The organism is Pseudomonas sp. GD03842 (genome assembly GCF_029841165.1).
Lineage (GTDB): Bacteria > Pseudomonadota > Gammaproteobacteria > Pseudomonadales > Pseudomonadaceae > Aquipseudomonas.
On record NZ_JAOCEA010000001.1, the window covers coordinates 162,877 to 177,895 of the forward strand.

Sequence of the window (15,019 nt, forward strand, 5' to 3'; positions counted from 1 at the left end):
ACTCCCAGGTATTACAAGGTTTGAAAAAGCAGATTGACGGAAAATTCCTTGAGCGCTGCGCTGAGCGACAATTCCTTGTTGGTTGTGACTGTAGTCTGCGCAAAAAGTCCCTTCCAATTTGGATTTGAATCAGCGAACGGCAGGATAATTCGTGTATCGCCCCAATTTGCCGCGTTGATGAATGGAGTTTGCGCGGTGCCCAATAGTTCAGCCGGCAAACGTGGAACCACAACGATCGCCCGCTTATCCTCCTGAATTCGGGCAAAGGCCAAGACGTGTTCGGCCTGTTCGCCGACCACGTCGAGGGGTTGATAGCGGCCGTCGCTGAACAGCGTCGGGTACTGATCGCGCAGCATGAGCACCTGTGCGATCAACGCCTGTTTGATCCGACCGTCCTGCCACTGGGCGAGCAGCTCGGTGAGCGCCGTGGTGTCACTCAGCGCGCGTTGGCGAGCGGGGTAGTCCACCGGACGACGGTTGTCCGGGTCCACCAGGCTGAAATCCCAGAATTCAGTGCCCTGATACAGATCAGGGACACCGGGCACGGTCATCCGCAGCAAAGTTTGCGCCAGACTGTTCAACGCGCCTGCGGGGGCGATCCGATTGGCAGTCGCACCAATAGATTGACGCAAGGCCAGGGCATCCGGGCTCATCAACACCGTTTGCAGAAATTCACGGCAAGCCGTCTCGTACGCCTCGTTGGGTGCGCTCCAACTGCTATGCAGTTTCGCTTCGCGCAAGGCTTTTTCCTGCCACTGCGTCAAACGTTTCGAATAGGCTTCGAAGGCCTCGTCCCCCTCGATTCCAAAGGGCCAACTGCCCAGCATGGCCTGATACAGCATCAGTTCGTCGCCAGGGCTGATCTGGGTCTCGCCCTCCTTGAGGGGTGCAGACAGTTGCAGCCAGCGTTCCACTTGTTCGGCATACCAGGGAGCGTGCTCGCTGAGCACGGCCAGGCGGGTACGGGTGTCTTCTCCGCGCTTGTGGTCGTGGGTGGCGGTGGTCAGCAGGTTGTTGGGGAAATGCGCACCGCGTTCGATACATGCATCGTGAAATGCGGTGATCGGTGCACTGAAATGTTGCGGGTGAAAGCCGACGTCGTTGCGCGAGAGCAGGACGGCCGAGCGATAGAACGAGGTGTCCTCGACCGATTTGGCCGCCACGGGCGAGGTCAGTTGCTGGAAGCGATTGCACGCTTTGCGCCGCATTTCGCGCAGGGGGCCGCTGGGGTAGTCGCGCAGCCGCTCGCCGCCCAGCCAGCGCGCCAGGGAATCCAGCACTGGCCAATCACCCTCGCTCAGCGTTTCTCGAGCGCCTTCCATCGCTTGTTGGAAGAAGCGTTTGTCTTCCTCCGAGCGCCCACAGGCGGTGATATAGGTGCGGTACACCGGGAAGTTGCCCACCAGCGCCAGCAGGGCACGTCGAATAGCGCCCAAGGTGAGGTCGCGACTCATCACGTCGCTGCGAGCCACTTGGAGCAGCGCTTGGGCGAGGTTTTCGAAATCCCCGGCCAGGGAGCCATGCAGCACCAGATCGCGTGCTTCGAGCACTTCCTGGTTGAAATCGGCGGTGCGCCCGCTGATGCGGCTCCACAGGTCCCCCAGCACCGCTTCGCCTTTGGGATCGTGCTGCAGCAGTGACACTTGGTTCATGAACTCGTAGCCGGTGGTGCCGTCCACGTTCCAGTCGGCGCGTACGGGCTCATCAGGGCCGAGGATCTTTTCGACGAAAATCGGCACATGGCTAAGTTCGGTGCCTTTCGGACGCAGCTTCAGCAGGCTGTCGACCCGGCGACGCAGTTTGCGGCAATAGCCTCGAGGGTCTGCCAGGCCGTCAATGTGGTCAATGCGCAAACCATCCACCAGGCCCTCGGCGATCAGTTGGAAAATCTTCGCATGGGTGGCTTCGAACACCTGCGAGCGCTCGACTTTCAGGCCGCCCAGTTCATTGATGTCGAAGAACCGCCGCCAGTTGATGTCGTCGCCCGCGGTACGCCAACTGGCCAGCCGGTAGTCTTGGCGCTCCAGCAGTCGATGCAGTCGCTCGAAGCCTTCCGGCTCCCGTGAATCGAATTGCGCCAGGCCTGATTCGATGGCTTCGGCCAGGGACGGATCTGCCTTGATCCGCGCAACCAGATCCGCTCTGGCCGCCTTGGCACGTTCGTAGGCGTCGGGTTGGCTGTCAAGCTGAGTAAAGCGCTCGGCAAACTCGTCCAGCTCTGGCCGATTCGCTGCCGACAGCAACGGGCCGTAAGTCCCCGGGTTGATCGGAAAGTGATGCTGGTAGTGTTCGACCCGGAAGCTGCCTTGCTCGGCGTCGAAGCGCACAGGCACCTCGCCGTTCTGCAGCACGGTCCCGTAATCGGTGCTCAGGAACGGCTGCAGCAACTGGCCCTTGAGCAAGGGGTCGGGTGAATTCCACTGGATGTCAAAGAACTTCGCGTAGGGGCTGCGTTGCCCCCATTCCAGCAAGTCCAGCCACCAAGGGTTGTCGGCACCGCCCACGGCCATGTGGTTGGAGACGATGTCCAGAATCAGCCCCATGCCGTGCTCGCGCAGCGCCGCGACCAAGCGACGAAGCGCGGGCTCGCCGCCCAGTTCAGGGTTGATCACTCGCGGATCGACCACGTCATAGCCGTGCATGGACCCGGCGCGCGCCTTGAGCAGGGGCGATGCGTAGACATGGCTGATGCCCAGTGCAGCGAAGTAGGGCACCAGCGCCGTGGCGTCGTCGAGGGTAAAGTCTTTGTGGAACTGAAGGCGCTGAGTGGCGCGCAGTGATTTCAAGGCAGGCATGAATGAGCTCATTGATCGCGCTCCGCAGCCTGGCGCCGTGCGAGGGCGAGTATTTCCAGGCGGCGAGCGGCATTTGGGTTATCCAGCAGCGCGGCGCTGTCGCCGGGCAGGCGCCGACGCCAATTAGGGTGACTGTCAGTGGTGCCTGGGAAGTTGGCTTGCTGGTCGATGCCCAGCGCGTCCTCGATCGGCAGCAGGACCAACGGCGCACGGGTGTGGCCCAGATAGCGCACACTGCCATCGATGAGATCGGTGTCGTCGGCGCCGTGCATGCCGTAATTGTGCTGCATGGCTGCGCGCAGCCCTTGGCGTTCACGCTCGCGCGCAGTGCGCCATTGCTGCTCGGTCTCTTCGTCGATGTGGCCCAGGGTCTTGTTCCAGTCGATGTCCAGCTCGCTGAGCCAGCCGGTCAGGGTGGGCAGGTCATGGGTGCTGGTGGTCGCCAGCGCATCGTCGGACCATTTGATAATGGGTTTGAAATGGGCGTTGTCCTGTTCGAACAGCAGCACCCGCATGCCCAGGATGCCCCTGCTCGAGAGTTTCTCATGCAGGCCATCCGGCACTGTGCCCAGGTCTTCGCCAAGCACCACAGCCTTGTGGCGCCAGGATTCCAGGCACAACAGCCGCAGCATGTCGTCCAGCGGGTAATTCAGGTACGCCCCTTCACTCGGGGGGGAGTCCAACGGAACGACCCACAGCCGCTGCAAACCCATCACGTGGTCGATGCGCAAACCGCCTGCGTGGGCGAAGTTGGCGCGCAGCATCTCGATAAAGGCGCGAAACCCGTTGCGCTTCAGGCCGGTGGGCGAGAAGGCGGAGATGCCCCAACTCTGCCCCGAGCGGTTGAGGATGTCCGGTGGGGCCCCTACGGTGAGAGCCGACAGCAGCTCGTCCTGACGACTCCAGGCCTGGCTACCGGCGCCGTCGGCGCCCACCGCCAGATCCCCGATCAGGCCAATGCTCATGCCACTGCTTTTGGCTGCGGTCTGTGCTCGCTCCAGGCCTCGCGCGATCAGCCACTGAGCGAAGGCGTGGAAGCCGATTTGCTCGCCATGTCGGGACGCAAACTCGTTGAGGGTGGGGCTGCGCGGGTTTTTGTACGCGTCTGGCCATTCGTGCCAGTTGCCTCCGATACCCAACGCATCGGCTTCATCGCGCAGGGCCTCGAAGCGGCAGTGATTTTCCAGCGCTTCACCGCCTGCATGACGGAAGCTGTTGAAATCCTCGTGCAGTGGATGGGCGCCGCCGATGAACGACGCATACAGGGCCCGGTAGAGTTTCCATTTGGCCGCCGCTGCGGCGGGCCAGTCAATCAGGGGCAAGCCCTCCAGGCGCTGCAGTTCCTCGCCCAACCCGGTCTGCTCGACGGCGGCGCGCACCGCTCGCTCGCCAAGGATGGCGCCGGGGGCTGCATACAGGGCGTTGAGAAACAGGCGACTGGAAGGGGAATAGGGGCTGAAGCGCTCGCTGTCGTTGGAAAACATTGCATGCACCGGACTGATGGCCACGGCCGCCGCGCCCCGTTCGCCTGCCGAGCGAACGAAGGTTTCCAGCGCCTGGGTATCGCCGAAGCCGCCATCGCCTTTGCGGTGCAAGTAATACAGTTGCAAGGTCAGGCCCCACGCGCGGGGCACGCCGGTGTCCATGGCCATCGCCAGGGTGTAGGCCGTCTTGGGTGCGACAGCGATGGTCAGGTGCTGACCCGCGATCGCCAGTTGCTGGTAACCCACCGTTGCCAACGCGGGCAACTCGCCGTTGGCGGTCAGTTTGGCATCCAGCCGCGAGCCGTCCTCGAGCTCCAGCACGAAGGGTGTCCCGGGCTTGAACCATGCCGAAAGATCCAGATTGCTGCCGTGGTCGACCGTTAGCAGCGGCGGAGGCGTTGTTGACTGGCTTTGTTCCTGGAGGCGTTTCAGACTTTCATCGATCTGTGCGTCGTCGTCGGCGGGGTAGCCTAGTCCGTTCAGTACCTTGCGCAGCACCTCCGGACTAACCCTTTGCGGTCGGGCGTTGGCGTCTTTCCAATCGACTGACAGCCCGGCCTCGACCGCCAGCATTTCCAATGAGTCATTGCTCATTCTGTTCCTCCACAACGTCACTCGATATCAGGCTGACAATGGCCGTGTAGGGATTGAGGGTGCCGGATTGGGAAAGTTCTGCCGATTTTGGATGTGATTCATGAATGACCTGTTGCGCGCTGTACGCCTCGCTCTCCAGCGGATGTGCGCTGAGGTTCAGGTCGATGCGCAACACAGTGCCGTCGCCCATCTGCCAGCGCGCGCTGACCGCTTTATCACCCAGTACCTGAGCGCCCAGGGCTTGCACCCCCTCAAGGCGCGGAACAACGTGCCGATGGCGCAGACCCAACAGGGTTTTGTACAGCGACAGCCAATTCCGATGATCCTGCCCCTTGTCCGTTTCCAGCAGCAAGGCATCGAAGGCCGGACGCGACGCTTGGAAGGTCTGCAGAGCATTGGGGTCCGGGATGCGTTCGCGCTGCTCTGGATCGGCGAACGCGGCAAAGTCCTTGAACTCGCCGCGACGGCCTTCGCGCACGGCATCGGCCAGTTCGTCATGAAAGTCGGTAAAGAACAGGAAGGGCTCGCTCGCCCCCCATTCGTCGCCCATGAACGTGAGCGGGATCATCGGTGACAGCAGCAGCAAGGCTGTCGCCGCACGCAGGGCCTCAGGCGGACAGAGCTGCGATAGACGCTCGCCCAGCGCACGGTTGCCGATCTGGTCGTGGTTCTGCAGAAACAGCACGAACGAGGTCGCAGCCAAGTGTGCGCTGGGTTCGCCGCGTCCATGGCCATGGCGCGTCGATTCGCCCTGGTAGACAAACCCCTCGCTCAGCAGGCGGGCCAGCTTATGCGTCGGTTGCTCGGCGAAATCGGTGTAGTAGGCGTCCGTCTCGCCGGTCAGCAGCACATGCAAGGTGTTGTGGCCGTCATCGTTCCATTGCGCATCGAAGCCCTGTTCCATGCGATGGGCTTCGTTGAATTCGTTTTCCAGCACCAGCCAGACGTGACGCGACGGCGCAATTTCCTGCCGCACGCGCTCGGCGAGCGCCTTGAGAAAGGTCGGGTCTTCGATGGCGTGCACCGCGTCGAAGCGTAGGCCGTCGAAGCGGTAGTCCTGCAGCCACATCAGTGTGTTGTCGATGAAAAAGTCGCGCACCTCGGGTCGCCGAAAATCGATGGCGTCCCCCCAGGGCGTCTTTTTATCGCTGCGGAAGAAGTGCTTGGCATAGTGGCCCAGGTAGTTGCCGTCAGGCCCGAAATGGTTGTAGACCACGTCCAGGATCACTGCCAGCCCCAGCCCATGGGCGGTGTCGATCAAATGTTTGAGTTGTTCCGGCGAGCCGTAGGAAGACTGCGGTGCGTAGGGCAGCACGCCGTCATAGCCCCAGTTGCGATCGCCCGGAAATTGCGCGATGGGCATCAATTCGATTGCGGTAAAGCCAGTGTCGGCCCAATGCTGCAAGTGCTGTTCGACGCCGACGAAACCGCCGAGGGCGCCCACATGCACTTCGCAGATGACCGCCTCGTGCCAGGGTCGGCCCTGCCAGGCGTGCTGTTGCCAGGCAAAGGCGGCCTGATCGATCACTTGGCTGTAGCCCTGCACGTCGTCGACCTGAGCCCGGGAGGCCGGGTCAGGTACGAGAAGATCGTCATCGATTTTGTAGCGATAGCGCGTGCCGGCAGCGCACTGAGCATCGAGGACAAACCAGCCGTCCTCTTGCGCGAGGAGGGCCTGCGACGGCCCGTTTTCGATTTCTACGCTGACGCGTTTCGCATCCGGTGCCCACAGGGCGAACCGGGTATGTGCGGGATCCAACAGGGCGGCGCCATGGCGCCACCTCTCTTCCGTGCGCAAAGGCATCCGTTACCCCTTTTTTCAGTTCAAGAATCAGTAATGCAGTGCCGCTCCCACGTTCTTTTTCAGCAGTTCCTGATAGAGATCGGCGTAGGGTTCCACCGCTTTGTGCCAGTCGAAAGGCGCCGCCATTGCACGGCAACGCATGGCATTGAGCAGCGTCGGGTTGGCAAAGACGTTGAAGGCGCGGGTCAGCGCCTCGGTGTAGCTTTCCACCGTAGATTCGTCGAACAGGAAGCCCGTGCAGCCGTCTTCGATGGTGTCTGCCAGGCCGCCGGTCCGACGCGCCACGGGCAAGGAGCCAAAACGCTGGGCGTACATCTGGCTCAAGCCGCAAGGCTCGTAACGAGAAGGCATGAGCAGGAAATCGCTGCCGGCGAACATGCGACGGGCATCGGTCTCATTGAACCCCACGCGCACGCTGATCTGACCGGGGAAGCGAGCGGCGAGGGCGCGCATGGCGTCTTCTTCGTCCGGTTCTCCGCGACCGATGATCGCAATCTGCCCACCGTTATTGACGATGAACTCAGCCACACCAATGGTCAGGTCCAGGCCCTTCTGGTAGACCAGTCGGGAGACCACGGCGAACAAAGGGCCGGTCGAGGGTTCGAGTTCGAACAGCTCGCGCACGTAATCGGCGTTGATTTCTTTGCGCTTCCATTCATTCGGCGCAAAGTTGCAAATCAAATGGTCATCGGTGGCCGCATCCCAGCTTTCGTCGATGCCGTTGGGAATCCCGCTCAGTTGGCCGCGCATGGCCTTGCTCTGCAGGAAGCCTTCCAGACCACAGCCGAAGTCAGGGGTGGTGATTTCCTCGGCGTAGGTCGCGCTGACGGTGGTGATGTGGCTGGCGTAGGCCATGCCCGCCTTGATGAACGACAGGCGCCCGTAGAACTCCATGCCATCCGGGCCCAGCGCCTCATCCGGGATGCCCAGTTCACGACTCGACGCCGTGCTGACAAAGCCTTGATAAGCCAAGTTGTGGATCGTGAAGATGCTGGGCGTGCTCTGGCCGCGCCATTTCATGTACGCAGGGGCCAGGCCAGCAGGCCAGTCATGGGCGTGGACCAGCTCGGGGCACCATTGGGTTTTCACGGCGCCGGCGGCGAAGTCCGCCGCTGCCAGGCCCAGACGGGCAAAGCGAATGTGGTTATCGGACCAGTCTCGACCCTGGTTGTCGCCATAGGGGGTGCCTTCGCGCTCGTAGAGCTCCGGGCAGATCAGCACATAAATGACCAAGCCGTCTTTCATGTCCATCCGGCCGATTTTGCAGGGAGGCAGGGCGGCGTGGCCGTTCAACTGGCTAATAATGTGAATCGGGTTTCCGCTATTGATGACCTGTGGATAGCCGGGAATCAGCACGCGTACATCGTGAAGGTGGCGCATGGCGCGCGGCAGTGCAGCAGACACATCACCCAGGCCGCCGGTTTTCACCAGATCGGCCATTTCCGAGGTGACGAAAAGGATTTTTTTCCGATTCGCCATCGACATGCCTGGTTGGACAGGGGGCAGTTGCAGCAAAGGTACGCTCGTCGTTGCGAAGACCGGCAGATGGGTCAGCTCGCTGGCCGGCTGATTAAAACTCTCTCCCTTCTGGGTTTTGACAGCGGCACTAATCATCGTTTTCTCCCATTCGATACGCAGTGTTGGTACAGCACTTGGTTCTACTTGGCCATGTCCTATGGCCAGACACACAAGACCTACGCAAAATCGATACCCATTTACCGACTGCATAGAAAGGACAAGGGTGAAAGCGGCCTCTGCCTAGGCTTTAGCCCTTAGCATAGGCGCTCTAATCACATGACCCAGGGCCGTTGTAGAAGTTTCGACTTTTTTTGTTGGAAAGGTCTGGCACGCGGCATGGCGCCCAAATGTAGTCAGCGTGGATTCCCACTACAGAATTTTGCCAGCCGCTTGCTGGGCCTCTCTTCCCGCTATAAAGGCACAAATCCCGAGGTCCATGCCGTTGGTCGGATTGTTCGACAATTGGCCGCCGTGCCTTATTCCTGTGCCCCGCGCGCGCTGTTTCCGGGCACGGGGCAAGCGTATGCCTGGGCGCGCCTTTTCTCGGTGCAGCGTGAACCGATCCGCTTACTCGTACAGAAAATTCCTACTTTCGTATCGGGATCTTTTAGTGCGTGCCACGGTAGAATCCGGCGCACGCGGCACGAGGCGTTTCAAGTCTCGCTGCCTGATAACCCCCGAGGTGTAGAGGAAGTCAATGCAAGCCCCTGAGGTGCTGGTCCTGCAGGCCAGCTATAGCAACCCGGTTCACGCACAAGCCATCGGCTTTCTGCTCAATCAATACGCTGAAGACGCCATGGGCGGTGGCGAATCACTGTCGATGGACACCCGTGAGCAACTGGCGTTCGAATTGGCCAAGCGCCCCCACGCGTTCAGCGTGCTGGCCTTCATCGCTGGCGAGCCGGTGGGGTTGGTCAATTGTTTCGAAGGTTTCTCGACCTTCGCCTGTCGACCGCTGGTCAACGTTCACGACGTGGTGGTCGTGGGTTCGGCAAGGGGGCAGGGCATCAGTCAGAAGATGCTCGCCAAGGTGGAAGAAATCGCCCGTCAGCGCGGTTGCTGCAAAATCACCCTGGAAGTCCTGGAGGGTAATCAGGTCGCCCAAGGGGCTTACCGCAAGATGGGCTATGCCGATTATCAGCTCGACCCTCGAATGGGGCGCGCGCTGTTCTGGCAAAAAGCTCTGTAATCATGGTGGTGGCCGTGCGGCTCGCCGGGTTGCGCCTGCTTGGGGCGCTCCTGGCGACGCGCAGCCTGGCAGACGGAACGGCGAAGGCTGTTGCGGGAGCAACACCGTTCAAAACATTTGTAACAGTTCTATCCTGTAAGGCGATTCTGTGGGCGATGTAGGATCGCCTCCCGTATTGAATTCAGGAACCTCATGTCCCCTTCACTGGAACCCCCCAGTTGTTTTCCCCTTGGCGCATCGAGCGGTCATGCCGTTCACCCACAGTCTGACGCAGCCCCGCGCTTTCTTGCATTGACCTCCAACCTCGGCCCGCATCGGCGCGCGCCGGGCTTCGCTGTGCCTGTCTTCCCGCTTTTGAAAAGGAACCATTGACCCATGGAATGGCTTGCGGATCCTACGGCATGGCTTGGCCTGCTGACCTTGATCGTGCTGGAACTCGTGCTGGGCATCGACAACCTGGTGTTCATCGCCATCCTCGCCGACAAGCTGCCCCCTGAGCAGCGTGACCGGGCTCGCGTCCTGGGCTTGTCGCTGGCATTGATCATGCGCCTCGGCCTGCTGGCCAGTATTTCGTGGATGGTGACCCTGACCGAACCCTTGTTCGAGGTCTTTGGAAAGGCGTTCTCCGGCCGCGACCTGATCATGCTGTTTGGCGGTATCTTTTTGCTGTTCAAGGCCACCATGGAACTGCATGAGCGCCTCGAAGGCCATGTGGCGCAGCGCACTGGCGGCACCACGTATGCGTTGTTCTGGCCAATCGTGGCGCAGATCGTGGTGCTCGACGCCGTGTTCTCGCTGGATGCGGTCATCACGGCGGTGGGCATGGTCGATGAGCTGTCGGTGATGATGATCGCCGTGGTGTTCTCGATCGCCATCATGATCATCGCCAGCAAACCCCTGACCTCGTTCGTCAATGCCCACCCCACCGTGATCATGCTGTGTCTGGGTTTCTTGATGATGATCGGGTTCAGCCTCACTGCCGACGGCCTTGGGTTCCACATTCCGAAGGGTTATCTGTACGCGGCGATCGGATTCTCGATCCTGATCGAGCTGTTCAACCAGATTGCCCGATCGCGGCGCAAGCGTAGCCTGAAAGGGCACCTGCCACGCCGTGAGCGCATGGCTCACGCCGTGCTGCGACTGCTGGGTGGGCGCAAACCCGGTGTCGAGGAAGTGGGCGAAGACATCGTCGACATGCTCGACGGCGACAGCGAAGAGCCCGTGTTCGAGCGTCGCGAGCGCGTGATGATCAGTGGCGTGTTGCAACTTGCACAGCGCCCCATCCGCACGGTAATGACTGCGCGCAATGACGTCGACATGATCGATCTCGCAGATGATGCGGCCCATGTCCGCCAACAGTTGATGGCGTCTTCCTACTCGCGGTTGCCCCTGATTCGCAACGGTCGGGTAGAGGAGCCATTGGGTTTCGTGCACAAGAAGGAGTTGCTCAACGCCATGTTGGCGGGCAACGAGCCTGATCTCGAGCGGCTCAAGCGCGATGCCGTGAACCTGCTCGACAGCTTTTCGATCCTCAATGCACTGGATCAGATGCGGGCCGAATCGACGCACATCGCCTTCGTGGTCAACGAGTTCGGCGACTTCGTCGGCATCCTGAGCATGACCGACATCCTTGAATCCATTGCCGGAGAATTGCCCGACGCCAGCGAGGCCGAGGCGCCTGACATGGTCGAAGAGGGTGACGGCATGCTGGTCAATGCCGCCATCAATCTGAATCATCTGCGTGAGCGTCTGGGTTTCAAGACGCCCGCCACGGATGAATACCAGACCCTGGCAGGGTTGATCATGAGTGCGCTGGATCGCTTGCCGGTCGTGGGTGACCAAGTGCGATGTGACGGATGGGACCTGAGGGTCGTTCAGGTGCAGGAACGACGGGTCACCCGGGTGTTGTTGCGCAAGGCGTGATCCCGGCGCCATCGCTGGGAAGCCGCGGCCTCGGGCCTGAAGCGACCAGGTGTCGCGAGGTGTTCAGCGCGGCGGGGCGGGCAGCGGTGGCCGAGCCTCGCCACCTTTACGCTGCCTGCGCCGCCTCAACCGCTGCCGTCGCCAACGCGAGCGGCAGCGTGAGGGGGGCGCTTACTTGGCGGCGACTTCCGGCACCGCACTTTGCTGCTTTTCCTCTTTTTCGATCGCGGCGAAATCGCTCAGGCCCTTTTGCGCATACGGGTCGCCAATCAGACGCGGACGAGCTTTGAAATCCAGGCTGACCAAGCTCTTGCTGGTGTCCAGTTCGTCGAAACTCAGCCCGGCCAGTTGTGCCCAGGTGTGGATGAGGTTGGAACTGGTGTAAGGGCGGTTGTGAATGCTGTCGAAGCTCCAGTCATGGGTTTCGCGCCATTTCGGCGAGGCATAGGCGATGAAGGGCACGGTATACATCGGCAGCGTCGGCTTGGCTTCATTGCGGCCCAGGGTGTTGCGACCCGGTGAGTCGTAGACATCTTCGCCGTGGTCCGACAGGTACAACAGGAAGCCGTTCGGATCAGCCTTGCTGTAGGTCTTGATCAGGCTCGACACCACGAAGTCGTTGTAGAGGACGGCGTTGTCGTAGCTGTTGTACAACTCCAACTTGCTGTCGTCGATGGCCGCTGGTACCCCATCGCGGCCTGTGAATTTCTCGTACTCCTGCGGATACCGATACTGGTAGCTCATGTGGGTGCCCAGCAGATGCACCACAATGAGTTTGCGAGGCGCCGCATCCGTCAGGGCTTTGGCGAAAGGTTCCAGAACGTCGCCGTCATACTGGCGCGCATTCTGATTGCGGTTATTGTTCAAGTACACCTGCTCGTCGGCCTGTTCGGAGAAGGTCGTGAGCATCGTATTGCGCTTCGTCATGGTCTGCTGGTTGGTGATCCAGAAGGTCTTGTAACCCGCTTGTTTCATGACGCTGACGAGGGAGGGTGTCTTGAGGTAAAGGTCTGGATGCTCTTCGTCGGCGAAGGTGAGGACTTGCTGCAGCGCTTCGATCGTGTAGGGGCGCGGCGTGATGACATTGTTGAACACCTGCAACTCGTCCTTCATCGCATCCAGATTGGGCGTGGTCTGCCGCGGATAGCCATACAGGTGCATCCGTCCGCGGTTGGTGGATTCACCGATCACCAGCACCAGCGTGGTGGGCAGGCCCGCTTGCTGATCCTTGAGGTTTTTCAACGGGGCGATGTTGCTGCTGGTGGTCAGCATGTCCTGCATGCTGTCCAACTGCTGGGTGTAGCGGTGATAGGCAACCAGCATCTGCCACGGCACTGCGGGCTCGATGCGCGATTCGAACGCTTCGAGCCCGGCTTCGGTGGTGTCGAAACGGGCCAACTGCTTGGCCAGCGGGTAGCCGACGATCGCGACCAACAAGGCAGTAGCGGCCACCAGTGCACGACCGCGCGGCATGTACACGGGGCGCAGGCGGGTCCAGAGAAAAATGGCGAAGGCGGTATGGGCGATGAAAGCCAGCACGATCCACCAAGCGAAGTACTGAGTCATGTACTCGCCGGCTTCCGAAATGTTCGACTCGAACATGATGAAGATGACGCTCTGCGAGAACTCCTGCTGGTAGATGAAGAAGTAACCCAGACTGGCCATCGAACAGGCCCACAGCACCACGCCGATGATCGCGGCCAGAAGGCGAGTCTTGTTGGGGAATAGCAGCATCGGTGCCAGCCAGATGCCGCTCATTACGAACGCCTGACGGAACCCGGCGAAGCCTGTGATTCCGGTCAACTGGATCAACAGTTGGGTGATGCCGGAAAAATACCAAAAGAAGACGAACAGCCAGATCAGGCCTGCCCAATCGAAGCCCTTCGGACTCGTGTTGCCCCGTTTCGTTGTTGCCATCAAGCGCTCCCGCTATAAATCTTCGAGCGGCGCGCGTGCCGCTACGTGGGTCATGAGAGCGCGAACCGCGGTATGCAGGCCCGCAAGCGCTCTACAAAGGGGCGCGAGTATGGTTGGCATGACGTGAAAAAAACGTGAGGGCGGCGTGAGCGATGCGTTGGGGTGCTCAAGCACGGGATTTTGCAAGGTGGCGGAACGTTACAGAGTGTGTCGAGTCCGACTATAGGCCGGGTGTCGGGCTGTCGCAGGACGGGGTGTCGTAGGGAGAGGGGGGAGATCGAAAGGCAAGCCAGGAAGACTTGCCTTGGATGGCAGACGGCGGGGGATCAGGCCTGGAGCGCGGTGCTCTGGCTGGACAACTGAGCGTGTTGCAGCATCAGGGTCAGGTGAGCGACTTTCTTTTGCAATTGATCGCGCTGCTCTTTGAGTTCGCGCAGCTCATCACGACGGATGGTGACATACAGGGTTTGTGGAGCGGTTGCCGGTAGTACTGTGCCCATTGCTTCACCTCGCAAACGGCGGGATTCAACTTCATTAGGTTCAAGCAATGACAACCTCGCTACCCGACTTGCCTATGCTTCCTACCTATGTCGGCGCGGATTCTGATTTCTTTTGACGCAAAAGGGAACTTTTTTATTTTGAATTGTCGCTAAGGTGCGCGCCTGGCGACGAACGGCGATTTAGAGCCGCCCAGCGCACCAAAATGAAACTATTTTCACCGGGAAACCTTCATCCGCCTCCCCGGACTAACCCAATAAGCGGCACTGGGCTATAGAATGAGGCACCCTGTTTTCGATTTTAGGAGCACCTCTACATGCAACTCGGGATTGTTGGACTTGGCCGCATGGGCGGCAACATCGCACGTCGTCTGATGCTCGACGGCCACACCACGGTGGTCTACGACCGCGATGAGCAGTCTCGTGCCGTGCTCGCCAACGAAGGTTCGACGCCTGCCGATGATTTGAAGTCACTGGTGGCCGCCCTGGAAAAACCGCGCGCCGTCTGGGTCATGCTGCCCGCTGGAGCTCCTACCGAAGACACCATCAACCAACTGGCCACCCTGTTGGAGCCGGATGATGTGATCATCGACGGCGGCAACACCTATTACAAAGACGATATCCGTCGCTCGGTCGAGCTCAAGGCCAGGCAGTTGCACTACGTCGATGTCGGCACCTCTGGCGGCGTCTGGGGCCTGGAGCGCGGTTACTGCATGATGATCGGTGGGGAAACCGAAGTCGTCGATCGTCTCGATCCCCTGTTCAAAACCCTGGCGCCCGGCATGGGCAGCATTCCGCGCACGCGGGATCGCGCCAAGGATGCCGACCCTCGCGCTGAGCAGGGCTACATCCATGCGGGCCCGCCGGGCGCTGGTCACTTCGTCAAGATGATCCATAACGGCATCGAGTACGGCATGATGCAGGCGTTCGCCGAGGGCTTCGACATCCTCAAGACCAAGAACGCCGACAGCTTGCCAGCCGATCAACGCTTCGACTTGAACCTGGGCGACATCGCCGAAGTCTGGCGTCGTGGCAGTGTGGTCTCTTCCTGGCTGCTGGACCTGACCGCCGACGCCCTGGCAACCGATCCGCAACTCGACGCATATTCCGGTTCGGTCGCCGATAGCGGCGAAGGGCGCTGGACCATCGAAGCGGCCATTGAGCAGGCCGTGCCGGTGCCTGTGTTGTCCAGTTCCCTGTTCGCACGTTTCCGCTCGCGTCAGCAGAGCACCTATGGCGACAAGATGCTCTCGGCCATGCGTTTCGGTTTCGGTGGTCACAAAGAACCTAAATAAATA

9 protein-coding genes are annotated in these 15,019 nt (G+C 60.7%); 3 read left to right on the forward strand and 6 right to left on the reverse strand.

Annotated elements, in window-relative coordinates; all coding sequences use genetic code 11:
* Positions 1 to 11 precede the first annotated feature (11 nt).
* From N5D61_RS00785 to glgA, 4 genes are read right to left on the reverse strand one after another with little or no spacing between them, the layout of a single operon-like run.
* Positions 12 to 2,795: a malto-oligosyltrehalose synthase gene (locus tag N5D61_RS00785; protein WP_279890138.1), complete on the reverse strand. Its 2,784-nt coding sequence runs from the start codon at positions 2,793 to 2,795 to the stop codon at positions 12 to 14.
* A gap of 8 nt (positions 2,796 to 2,803) precedes the next feature.
* Complete coding sequence (gene malQ, locus N5D61_RS00790) at positions 2,804 to 4,873, reverse strand: 4-alpha-glucanotransferase (RefSeq protein ID WP_279890139.1); 2,070 nt, start codon at positions 4,871 to 4,873, stop codon at positions 2,804 to 2,806.
* Positions 4,863 to 6,677, reverse strand: coding sequence for a malto-oligosyltrehalose trehalohydrolase (gene treZ / locus N5D61_RS00795; protein ID WP_279890141.1), 1,815 nt, complete (start codon positions 6,675 to 6,677; stop codon positions 4,863 to 4,865). Before treZ ends, malQ begins: the two co-directional genes overlap by 11 nt.
* A gap of 27 nt (positions 6,678 to 6,704) precedes the next feature.
* Positions 6,705 to 8,291, reverse strand: a complete 1,587-nt coding sequence (glgA, locus tag N5D61_RS00800; RefSeq protein WP_279890142.1) for a glycogen synthase GlgA — start codon at positions 8,289 to 8,291, stop codon at positions 6,705 to 6,707.
* Positions 8,292 to 8,892: 601 nt separating this feature from the next.
* Here glgA and N5D61_RS00805 point away from each other — a divergent pair.
* Positions 8,893 to 9,384, forward strand: coding sequence for a GNAT family N-acetyltransferase (locus N5D61_RS00805; RefSeq protein WP_108238116.1), 492 nt, complete (start codon positions 8,893 to 8,895; stop codon positions 9,382 to 9,384).
* Between the two features lie 375 nt (positions 9,385 to 9,759).
* On the forward strand, positions 9,760 to 11,307 hold the full coding sequence (locus N5D61_RS00810) for a TerC family protein (protein WP_279890143.1): 1,548 nt from the start codon (positions 9,760 to 9,762) through the stop codon (positions 11,305 to 11,307).
* Positions 11,308 to 11,478: 171 nt separating this feature from the next.
* On the opposite strand, the gene N5D61_RS00815 is transcribed toward N5D61_RS00810, so the two are convergent.
* A complete protein-coding gene (locus tag N5D61_RS00815; protein WP_279890145.1) occupies positions 11,479 to 13,224 on the reverse strand; it encodes a phosphoethanolamine transferase CptA in 1,746 nt (581 codons plus the stop codon).
* A 326-nt stretch (positions 13,225 to 13,550) separates the two neighbouring features.
* Entirely contained in the window at positions 13,551 to 13,724 is a 174-nt protein-coding gene (locus N5D61_RS00820; protein WP_108238119.1) for a DUF6026 family protein, read from the reverse strand.
* 314 nt (positions 13,725 to 14,038) lie between these two features.
* Here N5D61_RS00820 and gnd point away from each other — a divergent pair, with 314 nt between their 5' ends.
* On the forward strand, positions 14,039 to 15,016 hold the full coding sequence (gnd, locus tag N5D61_RS00825) for a phosphogluconate dehydrogenase (NAD(+)-dependent, decarboxylating) (RefSeq protein ID WP_108238120.1): 978 nt from the start codon (positions 14,039 to 14,041) through the stop codon (positions 15,014 to 15,016).
* Positions 15,017 to 15,019 lie beyond the last annotated feature (3 nt).